At 69.7% G+C, this 23908-nt stretch carries 20 protein-coding genes and 3 tRNA genes; 17 read left to right on the top strand and 6 right to left on the bottom strand.

The annotated features are described in order from the left end of the window. Positions 1-102: 102 nt before the first annotated feature. Positions 103-175 (bottom strand) — tRNA-Arg (locus ABJD39_RS03835). A gap of 130 nt (positions 176-305) precedes the next feature. Here ABJD39_RS03835 and ABJD39_RS03840 point away from each other — a divergent pair. From ABJD39_RS03840 to ABJD39_RS03855, 4 genes are all read left to right on the top strand, one after another. After that, on the top strand, positions 306-806 hold the full coding sequence (locus ABJD39_RS03840; protein WP_348612314.1) for a hypothetical protein: 501 nt from the start codon (positions 306-308) through the stop codon (positions 804-806). A gap of 214 nt (positions 807-1020) precedes the next feature. Next, on the top strand, positions 1021-2487 hold the full coding sequence (locus ABJD39_RS03845; RefSeq protein ID WP_348612316.1) for a single-stranded DNA binding protein: 1467 nt from the start codon (positions 1021-1023) through the stop codon (positions 2485-2487). A 97-nt stretch (positions 2488-2584) separates the two neighbouring features. Further along, the gene (locus ABJD39_RS03850; RefSeq protein ID WP_348612318.1) at positions 2585-3019 is read left to right on the top strand and encodes a histone family protein; all 435 of its coding nucleotides are present in this window, start codon (positions 2585-2587) and stop codon (positions 3017-3019) included. A 2-nt stretch (positions 3020-3021) separates the two neighbouring features. Then, the gene (locus ABJD39_RS03855; RefSeq protein ID WP_348612320.1) at positions 3022-4029 is read left to right on the top strand and encodes a histone deacetylase family protein; all 1008 of its coding nucleotides are present in this window, start codon (positions 3022-3024) and stop codon (positions 4027-4029) included. 41 nt (positions 4030-4070) lie between these two features. On the opposite strand, the gene cca is transcribed toward ABJD39_RS03855, so the two are convergent. Beyond that, positions 4071-5531, bottom strand: a complete 1461-nt coding sequence (gene cca, locus ABJD39_RS03860; protein WP_348612322.1) for a CCA tRNA nucleotidyltransferase — start codon at positions 5529-5531, stop codon at positions 4071-4073. 159 nt (positions 5532-5690) lie between these two features. Between cca and ABJD39_RS03865 the strand changes: the two genes are divergently transcribed. Continuing rightward, positions 5691-5793 (top strand) — tRNA-Asn (locus tag ABJD39_RS03865). Positions 5794-5895: 102 nt separating this feature from the next. Then, positions 5896-5999: transfer RNA gene (locus ABJD39_RS03870), tRNA-Ile, on the top strand. Positions 6000-6041: 42 nt separating this feature from the next. Here the strand turns inward: ABJD39_RS03870 and ABJD39_RS03875 are convergent. Further along, entirely contained in the window at positions 6042-6914 is an 873-nt protein-coding gene (locus ABJD39_RS03875; RefSeq protein ID WP_348612324.1) for a DUF6663 family protein, read from the bottom strand. A 120-nt stretch (positions 6915-7034) separates the two neighbouring features. Here ABJD39_RS03875 and ABJD39_RS03880 point away from each other — a divergent pair, with 120 nt between their 5' ends. The 3 genes from ABJD39_RS03880 to ABJD39_RS03890 all read left to right on the top strand — a co-directional run bounded on the left by ABJD39_RS03880 (position 7035) and on the right by ABJD39_RS03890 (position 10262). Further along, on the top strand, positions 7035-7850 hold the full coding sequence (locus ABJD39_RS03880; protein WP_348612326.1) for a metallophosphoesterase: 816 nt from the start codon (positions 7035-7037) through the stop codon (positions 7848-7850). A 105-nt stretch (positions 7851-7955) separates the two neighbouring features. Then, a complete protein-coding gene (locus ABJD39_RS03885; protein ID WP_348612328.1) occupies positions 7956-8996 on the top strand; it encodes an NAD(P)-dependent alcohol dehydrogenase in 1041 nt (346 codons plus the stop codon). Positions 8997-9071: 75 nt separating this feature from the next. Beyond that, positions 9072-10262, top strand: a complete 1191-nt coding sequence (locus ABJD39_RS03890; RefSeq protein WP_348612330.1) for a thiamine pyrophosphate-dependent enzyme — start codon at positions 9072-9074, stop codon at positions 10260-10262. A 27-nt stretch (positions 10263-10289) separates the two neighbouring features. Here ABJD39_RS03890 and ABJD39_RS03895 read toward each other — a convergent pair whose 3' ends face one another. Then, entirely contained in the window at positions 10290-12554 is a 2265-nt protein-coding gene (locus ABJD39_RS03895; protein ID WP_348612332.1) for an amino acid permease, read from the bottom strand. 40 nt (positions 12555-12594) lie between these two features. Then, entirely contained in the window at positions 12595-13026 is a 432-nt protein-coding gene (locus ABJD39_RS03900) for a universal stress protein (RefSeq protein ID WP_348612334.1), read from the bottom strand. Between the two features lie 295 nt (positions 13027-13321). On the opposite strand from ABJD39_RS03900, the gene ABJD39_RS03905 reads away from it, so the two are divergent. The 3 genes from ABJD39_RS03905 (at position 13322) to ABJD39_RS03915 (ending at position 17541) form a co-directional block, all read left to right on the top strand. Continuing rightward, positions 13322-14080 (top strand): Lrp/AsnC family transcriptional regulator, encoded by a 759-nt coding sequence (locus ABJD39_RS03905; protein WP_348612336.1) that lies wholly within the window; start codon positions 13322-13324, stop codon positions 14078-14080. A 104-nt stretch (positions 14081-14184) separates the two neighbouring features. Then, complete coding sequence (locus ABJD39_RS03910) at positions 14185-15732, top strand: TrkH family potassium uptake protein (protein WP_348612338.1); 1548 nt, start codon at positions 14185-14187, stop codon at positions 15730-15732. A gap of 120 nt (positions 15733-15852) precedes the next feature. Next, a complete protein-coding gene (locus tag ABJD39_RS03915) occupies positions 15853-17541 on the top strand; it encodes a potassium channel family protein (protein ID WP_348612340.1) in 1689 nt (562 codons plus the stop codon). A gap of 24 nt (positions 17542-17565) precedes the next feature. On the opposite strand, the gene ABJD39_RS03920 is transcribed toward ABJD39_RS03915, so the two are convergent. After that, positions 17566-18888: an NAD(P)/FAD-dependent oxidoreductase gene (locus ABJD39_RS03920; protein WP_348612342.1), complete on the bottom strand. Its 1323-nt coding sequence runs from the start codon at positions 18886-18888 to the stop codon at positions 17566-17568. Positions 18889-19033: 145 nt separating this feature from the next. On the opposite strand from ABJD39_RS03920, the gene ABJD39_RS03925 reads away from it, so the two are divergent. The 5 genes from ABJD39_RS03925 to ABJD39_RS03945 all read left to right on the top strand — a co-directional run bounded on the left by ABJD39_RS03925 (position 19034) and on the right by ABJD39_RS03945 (position 23884). After that, complete coding sequence (locus tag ABJD39_RS03925) at positions 19034-20233, top strand: threonine synthase (RefSeq protein ID WP_348612344.1); 1200 nt, start codon at positions 19034-19036, stop codon at positions 20231-20233. A gap of 89 nt (positions 20234-20322) precedes the next feature. Next, on the top strand, positions 20323-21093 hold the full coding sequence (locus ABJD39_RS03930; protein ID WP_348612346.1) for a metal-dependent transcriptional regulator: 771 nt from the start codon (positions 20323-20325) through the stop codon (positions 21091-21093). Beyond that, positions 21090-21791: a TMEM165/GDT1 family protein gene (locus ABJD39_RS03935; RefSeq protein WP_348612348.1), complete on the top strand. Its 702-nt coding sequence runs from the start codon at positions 21090-21092 to the stop codon at positions 21789-21791. Before ABJD39_RS03930 ends, ABJD39_RS03935 begins: the two co-directional genes overlap by 4 nt. A 76-nt stretch (positions 21792-21867) precedes the next feature. After that, on the top strand, positions 21868-22554 hold the full coding sequence (locus ABJD39_RS03940; RefSeq protein WP_348612350.1) for a LysE family transporter: 687 nt from the start codon (positions 21868-21870) through the stop codon (positions 22552-22554). A gap of 283 nt (positions 22555-22837) precedes the next feature. Next, the gene (locus ABJD39_RS03945; RefSeq protein WP_348612352.1) at positions 22838-23884 is read left to right on the top strand and encodes an NAD(P)-dependent glycerol-1-phosphate dehydrogenase; all 1047 of its coding nucleotides are present in this window, start codon (positions 22838-22840) and stop codon (positions 23882-23884) included. Positions 23885-23908 lie beyond the last annotated feature (24 nt).

Raw genomic sequence — 23908 nt, forward strand, 5'->3', positions numbered from 1 at the left:
TCGCACCGCTCGTCGTCGTTGCGCCTTGAAAACGTCCGGACGGAGTTCACGTGAGCGGAGCGAACGTGAACCGGCCGGTCGTGACTGAGTGAAACGAAGGAACGTCCGGACGGAGATTTGAACTCCGGTCCCTGGCTCCGCAAGCCAAGAGGATAGTCCACTACCCTACCCGGACTCAATTCAACCGACGCCGGGACCACGTAAAGGAATTCCGATCCGATCGACCCATGCGACCGACCACCGTGACACAAACGTCGCCTTGTGCCTACATCGACCTTTTGGACTCTGCCGGCGTCGCGTGAACCATGGACAGACGAACCGTCCTCTCGCTCGCGGCCGGCGTCGGCTCGGCCGCGCTGGCGGGTTGTACCGGCGGCGCCGGCGGCGGATCGGGTGGCGGCGGCGAGCCGAACGAGTCGCCGGACCCGACCGAGACACCGAACGAGCAGGACGAGTTTCCGCGGATCACGGACCGTTCGTTCACCCGCACCGGCGACGCCGACGATCAGGGGGAGTCCGCGAGCGTCGCGTTCGACACTGACCTCGTGACCGTCACGGGGGTCATCCAGGGGAAGAACGGCTGCATGCGGGCGTCGCTTGCGGCCGCCGAGTACGACCCCGACACCGACGAACTCCGCGTCCGCGTGGAGACCGTCCGGGAGGGCGGCGACAGTTGCACCCAACAGATCGTCTACCGCGGCTACGAGGCCGCAGTCGAGTTCGCCGGCGGCTTCCCCGCGTCCGTCGTCGTCGTCGAGCACGAGTCGATGGGCGAGGTGCGGATCGCGACCGACGTGACGCGGTGAGCGGATTCCGGCGAAGCCTCAAATACGATCCCGACACAGCCCGCGTGTGACGGGTGACACGCCGGCAATCGAGGACGTGACGGACGAGGCGACAGGCGAAGCGACTCGGGGACGATCCGGCGAGGAGCCGGGCGATGGGGGCGGAGGACGACCGGCGGGATCCGGACGAACGAGAACCCTTATGCGCGGGAGTTGCCTGAGTCCGGATACGACTATGGGCGCTATCGAGGACGTCTACGACGACCTGGACGCCGACGTCCCCTTCGAGGAGTTCGAGGCCGCCGTCGAGCAGAAGGTCGAGGACATGGGCGGGCTGGCCGACGAGGAGACCGCGGCGATGCTCATCGCCCACGAACTGCGCGACGAGGAGGTCAACAGCGTCGCCGACATCGAGCCCGGGATGGACGACGTGAAGTTCCTCGCGAAGGTGATGACCGTCGGCGAAGTGCGCACCTTCGAGCGCGACGGCGAGGACGAGGACGGCCACGTCCTCAACGTCGAGGTCGCCGACGAGTCCGGCCGCGTCACGATCTCGCTGTGGGATGGGGTCGCCGTCGACGCGAAGGAAAACGTCCAGACGGGCGACGTGCTTCGGATCATGGGCCGCCCGAAGGAGGGATACAGCGGCCTGGAGGTCGCCGTCGACAAGGTGGAGCCCGACCCGGACGCCGAGGTCGACGTGGACGCCGTCGAGGAGTACCGCGTCGAGGACCTCACCATGGGCGCCTCCGACGTGGATCTGCTCGGTGTGATTCTCGACACGGACACCGTCCGCACGTTCGACCGCGACGACGGCTCCGAGGGGAAGGTGTCGAACCTGACCGTCGGCGACGAGACCGGCCGCGTGCGCGTCACCATGTGGGACGACACGGCCGATCGCGTCGAGGAACTGGAGGCGGGCGAGACCGTCGAGGTCGTCGACGGGTACGTCCGCGAGCGCGACGGCGACCTCGAACTTCACATCGGGTCGCGCGGCGCCATCGAGACGGTCGACGCCGACGTGGAGTACGTCCCCGAAACGACTGACATCGCGGACCTGGAGCTCGACGACGTGGTCGACATCGCCGGCGGCGTCATCGAGACGAGCGAGAAGCGGACGTTCGACCGCGACGACGGCTCGCAGGGGCAGGTCCGGAACGTCCGCATCAAGGACGACACCGGCGAGATCCGCGTGGCGCTGTGGGGCGACAAGGCCGACCGCGACATCGACCTCGCCGACCGGGTCGCGTTCACCGACGTGGAGATACAGGACGGCTGGCAGGACGACCTCGAAGCCTCCGCCGGCTGGCGATCCTCCGTCTCCGTGCTCGAGCGGGCGAACGGGAGCGGGGGCGGCGGTCGCTCCGCCGGGTCGGCCGATCGCGACGTCGGCCAGGGCGGCCTCGACTCCTTCGACTCGGGTGGCTCGTCCTCCGACGGCTCGGCCGGAGCGGCCGCCGCGGCAACCGCCGAGGTCGACGGCGACGAGGCGGCCGACGCCGACGCGAACGCCGATAGCGACGCCGACGGCGGCGTCGTGGAGTTCACCGGAACCGTCGTGCAGGCGGGCGACCCGGTGGTCCTCGACGACGGCACGCAGACGCGGTCGGTCGAGACCTCGGCGAATCTCCGCCTCGGCGAGGAAGTCACCGTCCGCGGCATCGAGCAGGACGGCAGCATCGACGCCGAGGACGTGTTCTAACGGAGGTCCGTCCCTCACCGCGCGGTCCGCGAACTGCGTGGGACCGCGAACCACGCCAACGGAAAGCGTTATACACGACACACACCGGCGTATGTGTATGACTGTCGAGTTGCCGTTCGCACCCGTCGACGACGTCATCCGACGGAACGCGGGCGACCTCCGGGTCAGCGCCGGCGCGGCCGAGGAGTTGGCCGGGCGCGTGCAACGGCACGGCGCGTCGCTGGCTGCTGACGCGGCCGAGCGGGCGGCCGCGGACGGGCGAAAGACGCTGATGCCGGCCGATTTCGGGGTCGAGCAGGTGGTCGAGCGCTCGACGCTGATGCTCCCCATCGCGCCCGTCGACCGGATCGCGCGCCTCGACATCGACGACGCCTACCGCGTTTCGATGGATGCCCGCGTCGCGCTCGCGGACATCCTCGAAGATTACGCCGATAACGTCGCGCGTGCTGCCGCCCTCCTCGCGCGCCACGCCGACCGCCGAACTGTCCAGGCCGACGATATCGAGACGTACTTCGCGCTCTTCGAGGGATAGCGATGCGGTTCGGCTACAGCGAGGCGTGTCTCGACCACGATACCGGCGACCGACATCCCGAGAATCCGGACCGCCTCCGCGCGATCAAGGAGGGACTCAAGCGCAAACACGGCGTCGAGTACATCGAGGCCGACCCCGCATCGCGCGCCGCCATCGATGCGGTCCACGACTCCGACTACGTCGACGAGATCGTCGACTTCTGTGCGTCCGGCGGCGGCAACTGGGACCCCGACACCGTGGCGTCCGACGGCACCTGGGACGCCGCGCGCGCGGCAGCCGGTCAGGCGCAGTGGGCCGCCGAGGAGGCGCTCGCGGGCACCCCCGGCCGCGACACGCCGTTCGCACTCGGTCGACCCCCGGGCCACCACGCCGTCTACGACGACGCCATGGGCTTTTGCTTCGTCAACAACGTCGCGGTCGCCGCCCAGTCGGTCCTCGACGACGGCGACGCCGACCGCGTCGTGATCTTCGACTGGGACGTCCACCACGGAAACGGGACGCAGGACATCTTCTCCGACCGCGGCGACGTACTCTACGCGTCGATCCACGAGGACGGCCTCTACCCCGGCACCGGCGACGAGACCGAGACCGGCGAGGGCGACGGGGAAGGGGCGACGCTGAACGTTCCGCTGCCGGCGGGCGCGGGCGACGCGGACTTCCTGCTCGCCATCGACGACCTGCTCGCCCCCGTGGTCGACCGCTTCGATCCCGATCTCCTGCTCATCTCCGCGGGCTTCGATGCCCACCGCCACGACCCCATCTCACGGATGCGGGTCTCCTCGGAGGGGTACGCGCTGATGGCCGACCGCGTTCGTACACTCGCCGAGGACATCGACGCCGGCCTCGGCTTCGTGCTGGAGGGCGGATACGGGCTCGACACGCTCTCGGAGGGCGTCGCGATGGTCCACGAGACGTTCGACGGTCGGCCGCCGATCGAACCCGACAAAGACCCCGAGGAGAAGAGCGTCCCGCTGGTCGAGGAACTCCGCGAGCGGTTCGACCTGGACTGAGGGCCGGCCGCCACTCTCGCTGGAGGATTCTACACCGGGAACTACACCGAGGGCTCGAAGTACTCGCGAAGGTCAGCGCCGAACTCGTCTACCAGCGTCGCGATCGCCTCGCCGGCGAGCACGTCGTAGCCCCGTTCGAGCGCGGACTCGACGCGCGCACCGAGCGCCGCATCGAAGATCCGGTCGGATTCGAGGACGGCGACAGCGTCGCGTTCGGCGGGCTCGCGTTCGCGCTCGACGACGTAGCGACCGCCGGCGACGAACGGTCCGTACGCGTCGGGATCGTCGGCGTACTTCCCGTAGAAGCCGGCCGCGTGATCGCGGACGTGGACCGGCGGTCCCTCGTGGCGCTCGACAGCCGGGAGTTCGCGGTCGGCGAGTTCGACCAGTAACACCGCGCGCCGGTCGCTCCCCTCGTCGTCTCGCTCGGCCGCGAACGTCGTGGTGCGGAGCGCGTCGAATCCCATCCCGTCGAGTTCGCGTTCGACGCCGGCCAGCGAGCGGCGCAGCTGCGGGTACAGTTGGTCGTCGACGATGTCGGGCGCGTCGAAGACGACCGCGAGCGGGTCGGTCCCGCGGCGGTCGACGTGCTCGCGGACGCCCGAGGCGTCGAGCGGCGTCGGGTCCGCCGGGAAGAACGGGTCCGTCCGCGGGTCCGCGAGCAGGTCGCGCGTGTGATGCTGGAGCCGCGCGAGGTTATCGCCCGAGAGCACGGCCGCGACGTTGCGTTCGGGGTCGGTCGGATCGATGACGACGAGCGGGTCGTCGAACTCCGCGGTCCCGTGGTCCTCGGGGTCGAACCGGACCGGCGGGTGCCAGTCGGCGACCGCCGCCAGCGTCTCGCGCGCGCCGCCGTGTTCGAGCACGAGCAGCTCGGTGAGATATCCCGAGAACCCCTCCGTGCGGAGGTTGCTGCCGTAGACGCCGACGCCCTTCAGGAACGCCTTGAGGACGCGAACGTCGCCCGCGAGGTCGTCGGTCAGCCGGTCGAGGAGGTACTCGTTGTGAAACGGCGTGCGGTCGACGGCCGAGCGGATCTCGGTCGCGGCGTCGACGCCGTAGCAGGGAACCAGATCCACGTCGAAGCCGTCGACCGTGCCGACGACGTACGGGTGTTCGGCGTATTCCTCCTCGCCGTCGGGGAGCACGGCGTGGCCGACGCGCAGCCCGAACCGCTCCAGCTCCTCACGGGACAGGTCCGTCGGGAATCGGACGAAGAGGTCGATGTCGCGGTCGCCCGCGAGCCACGTGCCGCGGGCCGTCGATCCGACGGTGAGCACGTCGGCCCCGTCGGCTGGCGACGGAAGGTCCGCGACGGCGTCGCGGGCGCGGTCGGCGAGGTCGGCGGCGGCCGCATCCAGTCGCTCGTGTTCGTCAGGGTCGGGAGTTACCCGCTCGCGGACCGCCGAAAGCACCGCGTCGAGGTCGTCGCCGGCGACGGTCGCGCGGTCGGACTCGCCGGCGTTCGCGTCACCGTCGGTGTCGGCGTCCGGGTCGGTCATACGACGGGGTTCCGCCGGGCGGGTAACGAGCGTGTCGGTCCCGAACGAGGACGACGACGGCGGGCGGATCCTGGAGACGGTCGGTGTGTGCGAACCACCCGCTTGCGCCGGGTCGAAACGAAAGCACTTTCAAATCCACTCCAGTACATGCAGGTGCGAGCCGAAGTAGCTCAGCTGGTAGAGCGCCTCGCTGTTACGGGATTCAGGTCCCCTGTCTCCCGCAGAGACGAGGTGGTCCCAGGTTCGAGTCCTGGCTTCGGCGCTTCTTCGACTCCGTTTCGCCCCGTAGCTTCGACTCCCTTCGGCACCCGCACGTCACCGGAAAGGAAACTACTTGACTGCGGCCCGACAACGACGGCGACGAGGGCCCATAGCTTAGTCTGGTATAGCACCCGGCTCATACTCCGGCCGGTTTCGGCCGCCGGATGGGACACCGGGCGGTCGAGGGTTCGAATCCCTCTGGGCCCAGTTCTCACGCGGTCGGTGCTGCGTCGGCGCAGCCAGCGACGTTCACAGATACGTGTCGCGAACAGTTCGCGCGAGCAGGCCGTCCTTCTCGAAGGCGATGTAGACGACGACGAACGCGCCGTCCGGCGGGCGGAGGACGAACACCTCGCGTGGGGCGTCGTCCAGGTCGTCGTTGACGCGCTCGACCAGTGGCTCCAGCGGCGTCGTCCCCGATCGGAACTCCCCGAACAGGTCGCGCGCGCCGGCCTCGCTGAACACGTACAGCGCGCCGTTCGGCTCGCCGTCGGTGTCGCGCGTGACGCGCGAGCCCATGCCGTCGCCGGCGGCGCTGGCGTCGCGCCACGCGTCGCGGGCGGCCTCGAACATCGGCTCGGCGTCGTCGATGAAGCGGTAGCGGCTCTCGCGCTCGACCGTCAGCGACTCGACGCGCGCGAGCGGGGTGTCGCCGTCGCCGCCCCCATCGCCCCCGGCTGCCGTGTCGGGCCACCGCAGCGTCGCGGTGACGACGTATCCAGGCTCCAGCGCCGCGGCCGCGTCGGCGACGCCGTCGTCGGAGTCATCGGCCGCGACCCGGACCGGCTCGAACCCCTCGTCGGGTTCCGGTCCGGGACCGGGCTCGGGGGTGTCGAGGTCGACGAACACCAGCGTCCCCTCGGTCCGGTCGAGCACGCGGTACCGACGGGACCCCAGCCCGTCCACGCCGGTCGAATCGGTCGATCCGGCAGCGGTGTCAGTCGGGTTTCCGTCGTCCGCGTCCCCGGCGGGCCCCGTCTCGTCACCCTCGGAGACGGATGCCCCGGAGTCCGGTGTCGAACCGGCTGCCGTCGCGTCGCTCGCGGCCTCGACCCAGTCGTCGTCGCCGTCGCCGTCGTCGGCCCACGGGTCGACGGCGTCCCCCTCGTCACGCTCGTCCATGTCCGACCCAGCGCCCCGAGCGGGAAGCGCGTGTCGCTTCGGCCAGCGAACCCGTTCGTCAGCGCCGCCCGCGGACGGGGAGACACCAACGCTAACCGCCCGCGTTCCGTACGGTCGGCCGTGTTGAACGTCGAGTTCCGCGACCGCGGCGCGTACATCCGAGATGCGGACGCGCTCGTCGTCGCGGACCTCCACGTCGGCCGCGCGGCGGCCTCCGACGTGGCGTACCCGCTCGGCGAGGCGTCGGACCTGTCCGAGCGCCTCCGGGTGCTGCTCGATCGGTTCGATCCGAGCGAAGTCGTGATCGCCGGCGACGCGGTTCACCGGTTCGACCGCGTCTCGACCGCCGACGAGCGGGCGCTCTCCGATCTGGTCGAGGCATGCCGAGACGCCGGCGCCCGCCCCGTGTTCGTCCGCGGTAACCATGACACGGCCCTCGACAATACAGCCCTCGGCGATACGGCCCTCGGCGATACGGCCCTCGGCGATACGGCCTTCGACGGCACAGCTCTCGACGATACCCGCCTCGGCGACACGGTGCCGTCGAACGCGTGGGACGGCCGCATCCACGAGGCGTACGAACTCGACGCGAGCGTTCGGGACGCGCCGGTCGTCGTCCGGCACGGCCACGACGCGCCGCCGGCCGAGGAGCCGGCCGGGCTGTACGTCGTCGGCCACGATCACCCGACGATCGAGATCGAGGGCAAGCGCAAACCCTGCTGGCTCTACGCCGAGCGCGGGTTCCGCGGCGCCGACGTGCTCATGCTGCCGGCGTTCACTCGGCTCGCCGGCGGCGTCGAGGTGAACGACATGTCCGCCCGGGAGTTCCAGTCGCCGTTCGTCACCGACGCCGACGCGCTCCGCCCGGTCGTCGCCCGTGCGGACGGCGACGCCGTGGAGTTCCCGCCGCTCGGCGAGTTTCGTCGACTGCTGTGAGTGTCCGATCCGGACCGTCGCGGGCCACATCTCTCGGGGGCCGGATCGTCACCGTTCCTGTCGGACGAGCATGACTTTTGGTCACGTGCCGCGATACCACAGGTGATGCGCGCAGCCAGACTCCACGAGTACACCGACGACATGGAGAACGCCCTCAGCATCGACGAGGTCGATCGTCCGACCGCCGAGGCGTCCGACGACGTGATCGTCGAGGTCGAAGGCGCCGGCTGGTGCCAGACGGACAACCACGTGATCGAGGGCATGTGGCAGGAGCACGTCCCGCAGGAACTCCCGCTCACGCTCGGCCACGAGAACGCCGGGACCGTCGTCGAGGTCGGCTCGGAGGTGAACACGGTCGAGGTGGGCGACAGCGTCATCTGTCACCCGGTGATGACCTGCGGGACGTGCCGCCCGTGCCGACAGGGCGAGGACATGTACTGCGAGAACGTCCGCTTCCCGGGGCTCACCCACGACGGCGGGTTCGCGGAGTTCCTCCACACCAACGAGCGCGCGGTCATCCAGCTGCCGGGCGACGTGGACACGACCGACATCGCCCCCCATGCCGACGCGGGGATCACGGCGTACCACGCGACCAAGAAGGCGGTCCGGGAGCTGAACCCCGGCGACACCGCGGTCGTCATCGGCGTCGGGGGGCTCGGCCACATCGGCCTCCAGTGTCTCGACGCGATGAGCGCGGCCGACATCGTCGCGCTCGATCTGAAGGAGTCGGCACGCGACATGGCAGCGGATCTGGGCGCACGCCACACCGTCGACCCCGCGAGCGAGGACGTGGCGAGCGTGATCGCCGACCTCACCGACGACGTGGGCGCCCGGCAGGTGCTCGACTTCGTCGGCGCCGACCAGACCACGGCACTGGCGCCCGTCATCGTCGCCGCCGGCGGCGACCACCACGTGATCGGCTACGGCGGCCACATTCACGAACCGGCACAGTCGCTGGTCGACGGCGAGTTCAGCTACAAGGGGACCCTTGTCGGCCGCTACACCGAACTGCAGGAGCTGGTCGCGCTCGTCGACCGCGGCGAGGTCGACCTGCACACGAGTCGCTACCCGCTGTCGGAGATAAACACCGTCGCCGAACGACTCGAGCACGGCGAGATCGACGGACGGGCAGTCATCACTCCCTGAGACGGACGGGTCCGCCCCGACCGGCGTCGCTGCCGCTGCCGAAACGGCTACCCTGTTGCACCCAGACACGCCCGTATGAGCGACGCCGACGCCGGACCCGATGCGGGCGAGACGACGGACGCCGACGCGCCGGCGGACCCGATGGGCGACGTGTATCGCGTGCTCGGCCCGAACGGCGAGGTCGTCGGGACGGTCCCGGACCTCCCCGACGAGACGCTGGTCGACATCTACCGCGACATGGTGACCGCCCGGCGCTTCGACGAGCGGGCGATCAGCCTCCAGCGGCAGGGGCGGATCGGCACCTACGCCGCCATCGAGGGGCAGGAGGCGAGTTCCGTCGCCGCCACACACGCCCTCGGCGACGACGACCCGATCTTCTACCAGTACCGCGAGCACGGCGCGGTGATCGCCCGGGGATTCCCCGCCGAGTACCTCGCCTACTGGATGGGTCACGAGTCGGGCACCGCCGGCCTCGCGGACATCGACGTGTTCCCGCTCAACATCGGCATCGGGGCGCACCTCCCGCACGCCGTCGGCGCGGCGATGGCGTTTGACTACCGTGGCGACGACCGCGTTGCGTGCGCCCACTTCGGCGACGGCGCCACCTCGGAGGGCGACTTCCACGAGGCGATGAACTTCGCGGGCGTGTTCGACGCGCCCGGCGTGTTCGTCTGTCACAACAACCAGTGGGCTATCTCGATCCCCCGGGAAGACCAGACCGCGAGCCCGACATTAGCGGAGAAGGCCGAGGCGTACGGCTTCGAGGGCGTCCGCGTCGACGGGATGGATCCCCTCGCCGTGTACGCGGTCGTCGCGGAGGCGGCCCGGAAGGCGCGAGCCGCCGGCGACGGTGTTGGTGACGCGGACGCCGAGGACGCGGACAACGATCCGGGCTACGACCACCGTCCCACGCTGATCGAGACCCTCGAGTACCGGTTCGGTGCCCACACCACCGCCGACGACCCGAGCGTCTACCGCGACGACGAGGAGGGTGACGCCTGGCGCGCGTGGGACCCACTCCCCCGAATGGAGGGGTTCCTCCGGCGGGAGGGCATCGCCGACGACGACCTGATCGAGTCGGTGCGCGAGGAGGCCGACGACCGGGTCGCCGAGGTCATCGACGCGGCCGAGCGCTTCGAGGCGGACCCGGCGAGCATGTTCGACGACGTGTACGCCGAGACGACGCCCGAGTTGGAACGCCAGAAGGAGGGGTTGCTGGCGGCGATCGAGCGCCACGGCGAGGACGCGTTCCTGCGCGAGGAGTAGATCGCGGGCATCGGCCCGGGCCCGGCCTCAGCGTCGACCGAGGATCCGTTCCCTGAGGGTCCGTGAGGACGGTCGCTCGGTCAACAACACCGGCACGTCGAGGGCCGCGATCGAGTCGAACGTCAGGGAGCCGCGGACGATACGCGACAGGAGCCCCCGCTCGGTCGCCCCGACGATCACCATGCTGTACTCGGGGGCGACCCGTCCGATCACGGTCTCGACGTCGCCGGGTTCGACGAGGAGTTCGGCGTCCTCCAGCTGATGGCCCCCTGCCCAGTCGGACAGGAACTCCCGGCCGTCCGCCTCCCCGCCCGGGTCCACCACGTGCAGGAGCGAGACGTCCACGTCGACGGTCTCGCGGAGCGCGCGCGCGACCTCCGCGGAGAGGTCAGAGGACGGTCCTCCGGCGGTCGGAACGAGCACGTCGGAGAGGGTCATCTCCTGCCCGTCGAGGACGAGGAAGTCGCAGGGGAGGTCGTGGGTGAGCTCGTCCAGCGTCCCCTCGACGCGTCCCCCGGCGAACCTGGCCCCGCCGTACCCCATCACGACGGTGTCGGCGTCGTTCGTCCGCGCGGCGTCGAACACCTCCTCGATCCCGCGGTGTGAGAGGATCGTCCTCGTCTCGATGGGCACGTCGAACGCCTCCGCGTCCACCTTCGCGGCATCGAGCAGCTCCTCCGATGAGGCGTCGATCCGTTCGCGGTTCTCGGCCGCGGTCGCGAGCGAGGTCTGATCGGGAACGGTCACGATGTGCGTCGCGAGGACTCGTCCGCCCTCGTGCTCGGCGAGCGCGCCCGCGAGCGTGATCAGCGCGCTCTCGGTGCGCGGGTTCGCCAACGCGACCATGATCGTCGGTCCGTCGCCCCCGTTGGGTGCGACCGCGTCGGCCGCATCGACGACTCGATCAGGGAACTCCCCCTCCCGGCGCCGGACGTACCGCGACAGGACGCCCTGCTGGGTGGTCTTGTTCCGGGCGTACACGAAGTACCACACCACGGCGGCGAGGACGAATCCGCCGGACAGCGCGATCTCGACCGCGTCCATGAACGCGACGAGGCCCAGCGACAGCAGCGCGCCGAGGATCGGTGTGATCGGGTACAGCGGCACCGTGAAGTCCGGATCGTACTCCGGAACGTCGGCCTCACGGAAGACGATCAGTCCCACGTTCATCAGCGCGTACACGATGAGGTGGAGCACGCTGGCCGCCTTCGCGAGCACCTCGATGTCACGGCCCAGCAGTCCGATGAACACGACGATGAGCGCGCCCGTGACGAGGATCGAGCGGTACGGCGTCGCGTAGTTGGGATGGATCTCGTTGAGCCAGTTGGTGACGATCTTGTCGCGCCCCATCGCGAAGTTGATCCGCGCCGAGGCGAGGATCGACGCGTTCGCCGACGACGCCGTCGCCAGCAGCGCGCCGAGCGTCATCACGGCCGCGGCGGCGGCGGCGACGCCGCCGATCGGGCCGATCGAGGACGGGAACGAGACCTGCGCCGCCTGCGCGACCGGCGCGTCCTGGCTGAGTTCGGGCCACGGAACGACGCCGAGCATCGTCGTCACGAGGACCGCGTAGATGACGGTGACGATGGCGACGCTCCCGATGATCGCGATCGGGAGGTTTCGGCCGGGGTTCTTCAGCTCCTCGGCGACGGTCGCGATCTTCGCGTAGCCGAGGAACGAGACGAACACGAGCGCGGTCGCGGGGAGGATCGCGCCGGTGCCGAACGGCGCGAGGCCGCCCTCGCCCGCGAGCGTCGCGTAGTCGAACGAGAGGAAGCCCGCGATCGCGAACGCGGTGAGGATCGCAAGGAGGACGAACACGATGACGGTCTGGACGCCGCCGGTCTCCTTCGCGCCGATGTAGTTGACGCCGACGAAGACGGCTCCCGCCAGCAGCGCGCCCACCTGGATCGGGTTGAGGAACGCGATCGTTGGTAACCCGACGAACACCGCGAGGTACTGGCCGAACCCGATACAGTAGAACGCGGAGGCGAACGCCAGCCCCATCCAGTCGCCCATCCCCGCGATCGACCCGAACATGGGTCCGAGCGACTTGTTGATGTAGTAGTACCCGCCGCCGGCCTTGGGCATCGCCGTCCCGAGTTCCGAGACGGACAGGGCGTTCACCATCGCGATCACGCCCCCGACGACGAACGAGACGACGACGATCGGCCCGGCCGCGTTCGCGGCGACCCCCGGCAGCACGAAGATCCCGGCGCCGATCATCGTCCCGATCCCGATCGTCATCGCCGAGACGAGTCCGAGGTCCTTCGCCAGTTCCTCGTCGCTCATGCGACGATCCCCCGGGCGGCGCGCGTGGTCGGCTCCTGGTTCATTCGGATCTCTCCGTCGGTTCCGGCAGCGAGACGACCGGGAGGACCGGATCGGTCACGAGCTTGTTCGCGGTGTCGCCGGCGAGGAACTGGACGATCCGACTGCCCCCTCGAGGACGGAACGCGACCGCGGTCGCGTCGACGGCCCTCGCCTCCTCGAAGATCGTCTCGACGACATCAGTGCCGAACGCGATCCGCGTGTCGACGGCGACATCGTCGCGAAGCGACGACTCGACGATGCCGAGGAACTCCTCGGCGTCGCTCCGGCGTTTCGCCAGCGGCGCCTTGTCGACGGCCCCGCCGCCCTTCTCGATGACGTGGACGGCAGTGACGCGGTCGACACTCCCCAGATACGGTCGCAGCGCCGCACACGTCTTCTCTGCGTCGTCGTCGCTCGCGACCGGGAGAACCGTATGCCGCAGGAGAGACATCGGTCTACGCACCCCCGGTGGTCGTCGACCCGACAGTCGCGGCGGCTCGGAATCGCGTTCTGCGGCGTTCTGTGGCGGGGGCGGGACGGACCGGTTCGAAGCTCGGTCCGGCGCGGCCTCCCTGTTCTCGGTCGTTCATAGGGACGTGCAATCCGGAGAGCGCATAATAATACCGATCGAATTCAGCTTCCATCATTTTCAGGGCGTGTTTTTTGCTGGAGCAGTAATCTCGCGTGGGTCGGCGGGAGCGCGCGAATGCCGGGGCGTATAATATTCAGGCGGGCGAGCGGGCGGTATGGGCTATCGGCTCGATCAGATCGACCGGCGCATCATCTACGAGCTGATGCGCGACGCACGAAACACGTCCGCGCCGGCGATCGCCGACCACGTGAACGTCTCCCCCGGGACGATCCGGAACCGGATCAAGCAGCTCGAGGAGCACGGTATCATCCGCAACTACACCGTCGGAGTCGACTTCGAGCGGGCCGACGGATACCTGACGAACCTCTACATCTGTACCGCACCCGTGTCCGAGCGCAAGCCGCTCGCCCGGGATGCCGGAGCCGTCCCCGGCGTGATCAACGTCCGCGAACTGATGACCGGGCGGCGGAACCTCCACGTGATGGCCGTCGGCGAGGACACCGAGGCGCTCCGACGCATCACCCGGGCGTTGTCGAAACTGGGTCTCGAAGTCGAGGACGAGACGCTCGTCGAGGCCGAGACCACCGGCCCGTTCGGGCCGTTCGGCCCCGACGACGGCGTCGCCGTCGACGACGCGACGGACTTCATCAGCCTCGCTGGCGACGCCAACGTCGTCGACGTGACCGCACAGGAGGGTGCCCCCATCGTCGGGCTCACGCTGGCCGAGGCGGTCCGCGGCGGGGTCCTCGATGACGACTCACTCGTCGTGGCTATCGAACGCGACGACCGGATCTTGACTCCGCACGGGACGACCGAGATCCGGCCGGACGACATCGTCACGGTGTTGTCGCGAAGCGGCGACACGAACGGGATCATCGAGGCGTTCGTGGCGGGAGCCGAGCCGGAGAACTGACCCACGCGTCGAAGTCGGACCGCGCGTTGGGACGGGAGCCGTCGCGATCGGTCGAGCCGACCCGAAACGACCATCTGTCATCCGTCGTTCGATACAGTCATTCGATGGTTCGTCTGCCGACCACCCACGTCAACTACCGGGTAAGCGTCGCGTACGTCGGGACGGTCCTCAAGTACATCGGCGTCACGCCGCTGTTCCCGCTCGTGCTCGCCCTCTATTACGGGGAAGACCCGCTGCCGTTCGTGGCGACGACCGTGGTCATGGTCGGGGCGGGGATCGTCATGGAACGGGTGCGTGATGACGGCGAACTCGGGAACCGGGAGGGCTTTCTTCTGGTCAGCCTCGCGTGGCTGCTCGTGCCGGTAGCGGGGACGGTGCCGTACCTGGTCGCCGGAACGGGGACCGTCGCGACCCCGGTCAACGCCCTCTTCGAGAGCATGAGCGGGTTCACGACGACGGGCGCGACCGTCCTCGGGGCGATATCGGTCGAGCGCCACGGGCGTGCGATGCTCATGTGGCGCCAGCTCACTCAGTGGCTCGGCGGGATGGGGATCCTCGTGTTGATGGTCGCTATCCTCCCGCAGCTGTCGGTCGGCGGGGCGCAGGTCATGCGTCAGGAGGCGCCGGGGCCGTCGCTGGAGAAATTGACGCCGCGGATCCAAGAGACGGCGCGCGCGCTGTGGGGCATCTACGCCGGCTTCACGCTCCTTGCGGCGCTCGTCTACTACGTCCTGCACCTGACCGGAGTAGCGCCGAACATGGACCTGTACAACGCGGTCGCCCACGCGCTCACGACGCTTCCCACCGGCGGCTTCTCGCCTGAGGCCCGCAGCGCCGAGGCGTTCGTGCCGGCGATCCAGTGGGCGATGATGCCGTTCATGGTCGTCGCGGGGACGAACTTCGCGCTGTTCTGGTACGTGCTGCGAGGGGAGCCCCGCCGGCTGATCGACAACGCCGAGTTCCGCGGATACCTGTTGGCGATGACCGCGGTCGGGGCGGTCGTCTCGGCGGTGCTGTTCCTCGGCGTCGGTCTCGCCGAGACGCCCGTGAACGTCGACCTCATCCCCGGAAACCTCGAGAACGCGCTCCGACAGGGGCTGTTTCAGGTGATCGCGATCGTCACGACGACCGGATACGCGAGCATGGACTTCAACACATGGGACGCCTCCGCACAGACGATCCTGCTGTTCGCGTATTTCTTCGGGGGCTCGGCGGGGTCGGCAGCCGGCTCGATCAAGATCGTCCGCTGGGTACTCATTCGGAAAGACATCGGGCGAACGCTGTTCACCTCCGTTCACCCCGAGGCCGTCAGACCGATCCGACTCGGCGAGGAGGTCGTCGACGACGACACGATCCGTGACGTGTTCGTGTTCGTCGTGCTGTTCCTGGCGCTGTTCGCGGTCTCGACGGTGCTGCTGTTCCTCGACAGTCTCCGGACCCCGGATGTCTCGCTGACCGGGTTGGAGGCGATGAGCGTCGCCATCGCGACGCTGGGAAACGTCGGGCCCGGCTTCGGTCCCGTCGGCCCGATGAACAGCTTCCTGCCGTTCTCGATCCCGGCAAAGCTCTACATGGTGTTCCTGATGTGGATCGGCCGGCTGGAGGTGCTCTCGGTTTTGGTCGTGTTCACGCCGGCGTTCTGGAGTCGGTGAGTGTCGGCGCTCGCGGCTCCACCGGCGACACGTCCGCGGTCGGCGGCCGGACCTCCGTCTCCCCCGGAGGTTCAGCAGAAACTGATTCGTAGGAGGCCCCGTAAGCCCTGGACAGTCCTTATGCCCTGGACCCCGTGGTCGTCGCGACTCGACGGCCTCTCGCGTCGGAATCGGCTCATCATCTACTACCTGGTCGGACTAACCGCGCTCGTGTTGACGTACGCAGTCATCTACAACACGGGGATGCGGGTGTTGGAGGGACGCGAACAGTCGATCTTCCGGTCGTTCCAGACGGTCACCGAGACGATGACGACCACCGGCTACGGCGCCGACTCGCCGTGGGAGTCCCCGTGGATGAACCTCTTCATGGTGTTCATGCAGTTGAGCGGCATCGGCGTCGGCTTCTTCACCCTCCGAGTGATCGTCATCCCGCTGTTCACCGGCGCGGAGGTCGACCTCGACAGCCGGCTGTCCCGGAAGAACGACCACGTCGTCATCTGCGAGTACGACCGCGACTCTGCCGTCCTGCTCGAGGAGCTCGAACACCTCGGGATCGACTACGTCCTCATCTCCTCGGACGAGGAGGAGGCGATCGACCTCTCCGACGAGGGGTACTCGTCGATCCACGGCTCCCCGCAGGAGACGAGCGCGTTCGAGCGCGCGAGCATTGGGAACGCCCGGGCGGTCATCACCGACGCGGGGGAAGCGAACGTGGACACCATCCTCACGGTCCGGTCCGTCCGCCCCGACGTCGAGGTCATCGCCCTGACCGACGACAGCTCCCTGAGGGACGTGCTGCTGGCGACCGGCGCCGACAGCGTCCTCTCCCCGCGTGCCGTCCTCGGTGGGCGCCTCGCGCGGAAGGCCATGTCGCTGTACACCTCGGAGCTCCACGACACGGTCGGCCTCGCCGAGGGGCTGGAGGTGACGGAGATCTCCGTCAGCCACGGCAGTCCGCTGGAGGGCGTCAGCATCCGGAACTCTCGCATCCGCGAGCGGACGGGCGCCAACGTCGTGGGCGCCTGGATCGACGGCGATCTCCAGCTCCCGCCGGATCCCGACGCGGTCATCGGCGCGAACACGGTGTTGCTGGTGTCCGGCGACCACGACGCGCTGGAGGAACTCGGCGAGACCGCCCGGCCGGTGCGTCAGCGCGGCCGCGAGGAGGGGGTCGTCGTCGCGGGGCTCGGCGAGGTCGGAGGGGCGGCGCTGTCGGTCGTCGAGGAGGAGGACGCGAACGTACCGATAACGACCGTCGACGTGACCGACGCCCCGGGCGTCGACGTCGTCGGCGACGTGAGCTCCCGCGACACGCTCCGGGAGGCGGGCGTCGAGGACGCCGGGGCTATCCTGGTGTGTGTTCCCGACGACTCGACGGCGCTGTTGACGACGGTCCTCGCGCGGTCGTTGAACCCCGACATCGAGATACTCGTTCGGATGAGCGACGCGAAGGCGACGACGAAGGCGCTCCGCGCCGGCGCCGACTACGTGCTCTCGGTCCCCCGGATCAGCGCCCGGATGGTCGCCCGGGAGCTCCGTGGCGAGGAGGTGTTGGGCGCCGGCAGCCAGATCCGGATAGACCGGGTGCCCGCGGAGCCGTTCGCGGGGAAGACGCTCGCCGAGAGCGGGATCTACGAGCGAACCGGCTGTCGCGTCATCGCGCTCGAACACGAGGGCGAACTCACCGTGTCGCTCGATCCGGACCGGACGATCGCGGCCGAGGACCGGCTGGTGATCGTCGGGACCGACGAGTCGGTCCAGCGCTTCCTCACGACGTTCGACGTCTCCCCGAGGCCGATCGAGGAGTAACACCCTTCGACCGCGGGTCCTCGCTCACCGCAGATCGTCGGAGACGGCGTCGGCGGCGACTCGGCCGCTCTTCATCGCCCCCTGAATCGACGACCACTCGGTGTAGTCGCCGGCGAGATACACCGGACCCTCGGGGTCGCCAACGTCCGGCAACTCCTCGTGGACGCCCGGGGGTTGCGAGAACTGTGCGAACTCGATGCGGTCGGTGTGGATCGCCTCCAGCCCGCCGAAGCTGCGCTCGGGGTACCACGCCGACAGCGCCGGGCGCGTGTCCGCAGCCAGGTCGTCGGCGTCACGGAAGCGCGCGTCGTCGCCGAGGAACGTGGCACAGAGCAGTTGCTCGCCGTCGGGGGCGTACTCGGGTGCCACGTCGGTGAGCGGGACGACGACGTTCGGCGACGGGTCGTCGCTGTTGAGGAGGATCTTCTTCCCCGTCGAGACCGGCGTCGCGTCCGACAGCCGGTAGTACTGGGTCGTCGACGGGACGCCCTCCGTCGGCACGGCCTCGATATCGGACAGGTCGCGCGCCGTCTTCGGATCGGTGGCGACGACGACCGCGTCGGCGTCGACGGCGCGGTCGATCGTCTCGACGGTGACGCCGTCGCTTGTGCCGCCGGCGCCGTTGTCCGTGCGGGTCGCCCCGTCGCGGTCGATCCCCTCGACACCCTCGCCGGTGACGACGGTCGCGCCGGCCGCCTCCGCGGACGTTCGGAGTTGCTCCGCGATCGCACCCATCCCTGCCGCGGGGACCCCGATCCGGCCGTCCGAGAGCGCGCGGAAGGTGTACGCGAACACGTGCTTCGAGGTCGACAGCGAGCGATCGAGCGTGATACCGCCGTAGAAGGGCGCCACGAAGTTCTCGACGTACTTCTCGGAGAAGCCCCAGTCGCGGAGGTACTCGCGGATGCTCGCGTCCGGCCCGGCGAAGAACCACGACTCCGCGCGCTTCGAGAGGTCCTGCCGGAGCGCGAGCGTCCGGAGCTTGTCGGTCGTCGTGACCCGGCGGTTGAACGCCGACTCGACCAGCGATCGGGGGTCACGAAGCGGGTCCGAGAGCACGCTTCGGGTGCCCTCGTCGGTCGAGCAGATGACGGCACCGGGGCGGAACGCCCGGAGATCGAGCGCGTCCACGTCGAGTTCGCGTCGTACCGCGGGGTAGCCGGTGAACAGCACCTGAAACCCGCGATCGAGGGTGAACCCGTCCTCGTGGCGCGTGCGAACGCGGCCGCCGACCTCGGGGCGACGCTCGTAGACGGTGACGTCCGCGCCCGCGTCGGCGAGGTGCCGCGCGGCGACCAGCCCCGCGAGCCCCGCGCCCGCGACGACGACGTTCGGGGAATCCGACATACCCGCGCTTGGACCGCGCGGCACAAAGGCGTACCCGGTTGTGTCGCCGGATCGCCCGCAGTCGCGTCGACACCGCATCACCGATCGCGCCGAACCCGGCCCCGAACCAGCACATCCATGCGGCGGCGGCTCCAATCGCGGGTGAATGCAGACGACGGACGCGTTCGACGGCCTGTCGTGCACCGACTGCGGGGAGTCGTTCGGCGTCGACGAGCACGGCCGCTGTCCCGACTGCGGGGCGCCGCTGTCGCCGACGTACGACCTCGACGCGGTCGACGCCGGGACCTTCGGCAACCCGGACGACCATGCACCGGGACAGTACCGCTTCGGCGACCTCCTTCCGTTCCCGGTGGAGACCGCGATCACCGCCGGCGAGGGCGAGACGCCGCTCGTGCGGACGGACCGCCTCGCCGATGAGCTCGGCGTCGCCGCCGCGTACGTGAAAGACGAGGGTCGCAATCCCACCGGAACCTTCGTCGACCGCGGAATGAGCCCCGCCATGACTGCGGCCGCCGAGCGGGGGCTGGAACCGCTCGCGCTCGCGGCCGCCGGCAACGCCGGCCAGTCGGCCGCCGCCTACGCCGGCCGTACCGACCTGCGCTCGTACGCGTTCGTCCCCTCCAGAACCGCGTTCTCGAACAAGGCGATGGTGAACGTCCACGGCGGCGAGATGCGCGTCGTCGGCGGGCGCTACGGCGACGCCGCCGCCGCGGTCGACGAGCAGTTGGCCGCCGAATACCACTCGCTGCAGGAGTTCACGACGCCGTACCGCCACGACGGGGCGAAGACGATCGCCTACGAGTTGCTCGACGCTGTCGCCGGCGAGGACGCGACCGCTTCCCTCCCCGACGCGGTCGTCCTCCCCGCGAGCACCGGCGAACTCGTCGTCGGGATCGTACGGGGATTCGAGAACCTCGTCGACCTCGGGCTCGCCGAGGAGGTCCCGGACGTGTACGCCGTGCAATCCGCCGGCTGCGCGCCGATCGCGACCGCGTTCGAGTCCGGCGCCGACGCGGTCGAGGCGTGGGCCGTTCCCGACACCATCGTCGGCGAGGGAGAGATCGAAGACCCCGCCGGCGGCGACCTCGCGCTCGCGGCGCTGCGCGACGTGGACGGCGACGCGCTCATCGTCGAGGACGACGACGCGCTGGAGAGCGCCGTCACCGTCGCGCAAACGGAGGTCATCGAGGTCGGCGGCGCCGGCGGCGTCGCCCTCGCGGGGGCGTGGCGCCTCGCCGAATCCGGCTCCCTCGGGGGCGACGACGAGGTCGTGATCGTGAACCCGGACGCGGGCGTGAAGACGCCCGACGTGCTCCGGAGCCACCTGATGGGCAAGGGGATCTGAGCGGGGCGTCGGGCACCCGACCGACGCCGCTCTCGTAGTGTTCGAGCCGGGAAGTATATCCGTTAGACTCGTCTAATTCTCCCCAACCGATGCTGAGCGACGTGATGGAGGACTACCTGAAGGCCATCTACGTGCTCCAAACGGAGAACGGGCCGCCGGTGTCGACCTCGGCTATCGCCGAGCGCGTCGGGAAGACGCCGCCGACGGTGACGAGCATGCTGGAGACGCTCGAAGAACACGGATTCGTCGAGCGCGAGAAGTACAAGGGAACGGAGCTGACCGATGAGGGACGAACCGTCGCACTGGAGGTGATCCGGCACCACCGCCTGCTGGAGGCGTACCTCGCCGAGCACCTCGACTACTCGTGGAGCGAGGTCCACGACGAGGCGGACGCGCTCGAACACCACATCAGCGAGGAGTTCGAGCGCCGCGTGGCCGCGGCGCTGGGTGACCCCGCCGTCGATCCGCACGGCGACCCGATTCCGGGGGAGGATCTCGAACCGCCGGCCGACGACGACGACGCCCGCCCGCTCACCGACGTCGCCGTCGGCGACCGGGTCGTCATCGCGCGCGTCAGCGACCGCGACGACGAGGAACTGGAGTATCTCGACCGCGCGGGCATCATGCCCGGAACGGCTATCGAAGTGCTGGACGTCGCGCCGTTCGGGATGGTGACCGTCCAGATAGGGCCGGATGCCGAGGGATCCGACGCTGACGCCACCGAGGACGCTGACACCGACGACGCCGACTCCGGCCGCCAACAGAGCCTTCCGGAGGCGATCGCCGCATCCGTCCGGGTCCGACCGGCCGACGGCGCGGCCGACGCCGTCGCGACTGACGCCGGGGTGGGAGGTGCGTGAGCTTCTGGGAGATCGTCGTCGTCGCGGCGGTCGCACAGTTGGCGGTGCTTCCCGGCGAGAAGGTCCAGTTCATCATCGCCGGGCTGTCGACGCGGTACCGGCCGACGGTCGTCGTCGCCGCCGCGGGAACGGCGTTCGCCGGGTGGACGGCGCTGGAGATCTGGTTCGGCGCCGCGCTTCAGTCGGTGCTGTCGCCGACGCTCCTGGACGCGTTCACCGCCGTGATGTTCCTCGCGTTCGCCGTGCTGCTCCTCCGGTCGGCGCCCGATGGCGGCGACGTGGTGGCCCCGGCGGAGCCGGACGGGGGGCAGGTGCTCCCCGGGATCGACGGGACGGTGAACGTCTTCGGCCACGAGATCTCCGGTCGGCTCGGGAGCTTCCTCTCCATCTTCTCGCTGATGGCCGCCGGCGAGTTCGGCGACAAGACTCAGCTAGTGACGATCAGCCTCGCCGCGCAGTACGGGGCGACCTCGGCCATCTGGCTCGGCGAGATGGCGGTCATCCTCCCGGTGAGCCTCGCGAACGCCTATCTATTCCACCGGTTCAGCCACCGCTTCGATGTCCGAAAGGCGCACCTCGCCGGCGCAGTGCTGTTCGCGTTCTTCGGACTCGACACGGTGCTGGCGCTGGCGACCGGGTTCTCGATCTGGGAGACGGTCGTCGGCGCCGTGTCGGCGGCCGTGCTGGCGCTGGTGTGACGGCGGCGGCGACAGTGCGGGACGGGCCGAACGCGAACCGCGGCGTTATTCACGGCAGCGCCCCTCGGTACCGCACGTGTCAGTCGCCGCCTCGCTGGTCGCCGGAGTCGTGTTCGGCCTCGCGCTGGCCGCGCCGCCGGGACCGATGAACGCCGTCATCGCCGAAGAGAGTGTCCTCCGCGGGTGGACCGCCGGCGTCCGCGCCGGCCTCGGCGCGGCGACCGCCGACGCGATCTTCTTCGTCCTCTCGCTCGTGGGCGTCGTCGGATTCCTGAACGACGCGCCGCTCGTCAAGGGTCTCATGGTCGGCGTCGGCGGCGTACTCATGCTGTACTACGCGTACGGCGCGGCCCGAGAGATCCGCGGCTCCTTCCTCGCGGTCGACGCTGATCTGGTCGACGAGGAGTCGGCGGGGTTCCGGAAGGCGCTGGCGCTGGCGCTGGCGAACCCCTATCAGGTGCTGTTCTGGCTCACCGTCGGCGTCGGACTGCTCGAACCGGGGGAGATCGACGTGTTCGGCGCGGCCGACGTGACGGAGCTCGCGGGAACGCTCGTCGTCGAGACCGGGAGCCCGGCGCTGGTGATCGGCTTCTTCGGCGGTATCGGCCTGTGGGTGACCGGCTTCCCGGGCGCGCTCGTCGCCGCCAAGCGGCGAGTCGAGGCGCTCGCGCCGGTCGTCGCCGCGCTGTCGGCGCTGTTGCTCGGCGGCTTCGGCGTCGCCTTCCTGTTCGATGCGGCGCGAACCCTCGGTCCGTTGGTGTGAGCCGTCGAGATCGGTTCCATCACCGGAGCCGACACCGGCGCCGTCGCTGGACGGTGTTCGGGGCGAACAGGCGACCGGTTCCGTCCCGACGCGTGTGGTCGCACACCCGCTGACGCGCCGGGTTCGTTGTCACCGCATCGGCGACGATGGGCCCGTCACCCTATATGAACGCTCGCCTCGGTAATCGTTCGCGCCGGCCGTTCGTGCTGGCCGTTCACGCAGTCGGTCCGAGCGGTTCGGCGACACGGCAACCCCTTTACATCCCCACGCGGAACCAGCGGCTATGTTCGCGAAGTCGACTTGGATCAAGCTCCCGCGGAACGTCCTCGTCGGGCACGGCGTGCTCGACGACGTGGGGACGGCCGTCTCGGAGCTGTCGCTCGCCGGCACGCCCCTGCTCGTCACCTCGCCGACGCCGAACGACCTCGCCGGCGACCGCCTGCGCGCGCAGTTCGACGGCGTCGAGACCGTCACGGTCGACTCGGCGAGCTTCGGCGCCGTCGCGGAGATCGTCGAGGCGGCCGAGGCCGCCGGCGCGACGTTCCTCGTCGCGCTCGGCGGCGGCAAGCCGATCGACCTCGCGAAGATGGCCGCCGACGAGCTCGGGGTCGGGTTCGTCTCGGTGCCGACGGCCGCCAGCCACGACGGCATCGTCTCCGGCCGGTCGTCGATCCCCGAGGGCGACACGCGCCACTCCGTCGCGGCCGACCCGCCGCTCGCGGTCATCGCCGACACGGAGATCATGGCGAACGCGCCGTGGGAGCTCACCACCGCCGGCTGCGCCGACATCATCTCGAACTACACCGCGGTCAAGGACTGGCGGCTCGCGCGCCGGCTGAAGAACGTCGAGTACAGCGAGTACGCGGGCGCGCTCTCGGAGATGACCGCCGAGATGCTCGTCGACAGCGCCGACTCGATCAAACAGGGGCTCGAGGAGTCCTCGTGGATCGTCTCGAAGGCGCTCGTCTCCTCGGGCGTCGCCATGTCGATCGCCGGCTCCTCGAGGCCGGCCTCCGGCGCCGAACATCTGTTCTCCCACCAGCTCGACCGGATCGCCGAGTCACCGGGGCTCCACGGCCACCAAGTCGGCGTCGGGTCCATTCTCACGGAGTACCTCCACACGGGCGAGAACGGCCAGTGGCGCGCCATCCGTGACGCCCTCAAGGCGATCGGCGCCCCCACGACCGCGACCGAACTCGGCATCGACGACGAGACCGCGATCGAGGCGCTCACGACCGCACACACCATCCGCGACCGCTACACCATCCTCGGCGACGGTGTCAACGAGGACGCGGCGGTCGAAGTCGCCACGTTCACCGGCGTCATCTGAGGTCGGCGGTCGATCGCCGGGGAC

The sequence above is a fragment of the Halobaculum rarum genome (genome assembly GCF_040025155.1).
Lineage (GTDB): Archaea > Halobacteriota > Halobacteria > Halobacteriales > Haloferacaceae > Halobaculum > Halobaculum rarum.

Coding starts and splice junctions, on each gene's coding strand:
- ABJD39_RS03840 (WP_348612314.1), top strand. CDS start 306: ATGGACAGACGAACCGTCCTCTCGCTCGCGGCCGGCGTCGGCTCGGCC.
- ABJD39_RS03845 (WP_348612316.1), top strand. CDS start 1,021: ATGGGCGCTATCGAGGACGTCTACGACGACCTGGACGCCGACGTCCCC.
- ABJD39_RS03850 (WP_348612318.1), top strand. CDS start 2,585: ATGACTGTCGAGTTGCCGTTCGCACCCGTCGACGACGTCATCCGACGG.
- ABJD39_RS03855 (WP_348612320.1), top strand. CDS start 3,022: ATGCGGTTCGGCTACAGCGAGGCGTGTCTCGACCACGATACCGGCGAC.
- cca (WP_348612322.1), bottom strand. CDS start 5,531: ATGACCGACCCGGACGCCGACACCGACGGTGACGCGAACGCCGGCGAG.
- ABJD39_RS03875 (WP_348612324.1), bottom strand. CDS start 6,914: ATGGACGAGCGTGACGAGGGGGACGCCGTCGACCCGTGGGCCGACGAC.
- ABJD39_RS03885 (WP_348612328.1), top strand. CDS start 7,956: ATGCGCGCAGCCAGACTCCACGAGTACACCGACGACATGGAGAACGCC.
- ABJD39_RS03890 (WP_348612330.1), top strand. CDS start 9,072: ATGAGCGACGCCGACGCCGGACCCGATGCGGGCGAGACGACGGACGCC.
- ABJD39_RS03895 (WP_348612332.1), bottom strand. CDS start 12,554: ATGAGCGACGAGGAACTGGCGAAGGACCTCGGACTCGTCTCGGCGATG.
- ABJD39_RS03900 (WP_348612334.1), bottom strand. CDS start 13,026: ATGTCTCTCCTGCGGCATACGGTTCTCCCGGTCGCGAGCGACGACGAC.
- ABJD39_RS03905 (WP_348612336.1), top strand. CDS start 13,322: ATGGGCTATCGGCTCGATCAGATCGACCGGCGCATCATCTACGAGCTG.
- ABJD39_RS03910 (WP_348612338.1), top strand. CDS start 14,185: ATGGTTCGTCTGCCGACCACCCACGTCAACTACCGGGTAAGCGTCGCG.
- ABJD39_RS03915 (WP_348612340.1), top strand. CDS start 15,853: ATGCCCTGGACCCCGTGGTCGTCGCGACTCGACGGCCTCTCGCGTCGG.
- ABJD39_RS03920 (WP_348612342.1), bottom strand. CDS start 18,888: ATGTCGGATTCCCCGAACGTCGTCGTCGCGGGCGCGGGGCTCGCGGGG.
- ABJD39_RS03925 (WP_348612344.1), top strand. CDS start 19,034: ATGCAGACGACGGACGCGTTCGACGGCCTGTCGTGCACCGACTGCGGG.
- ABJD39_RS03930 (WP_348612346.1), top strand. CDS start 20,323: ATGCTGAGCGACGTGATGGAGGACTACCTGAAGGCCATCTACGTGCTC.
- ABJD39_RS03945 (WP_348612352.1), top strand. CDS start 22,838: ATGTTCGCGAAGTCGACTTGGATCAAGCTCCCGCGGAACGTCCTCGTC.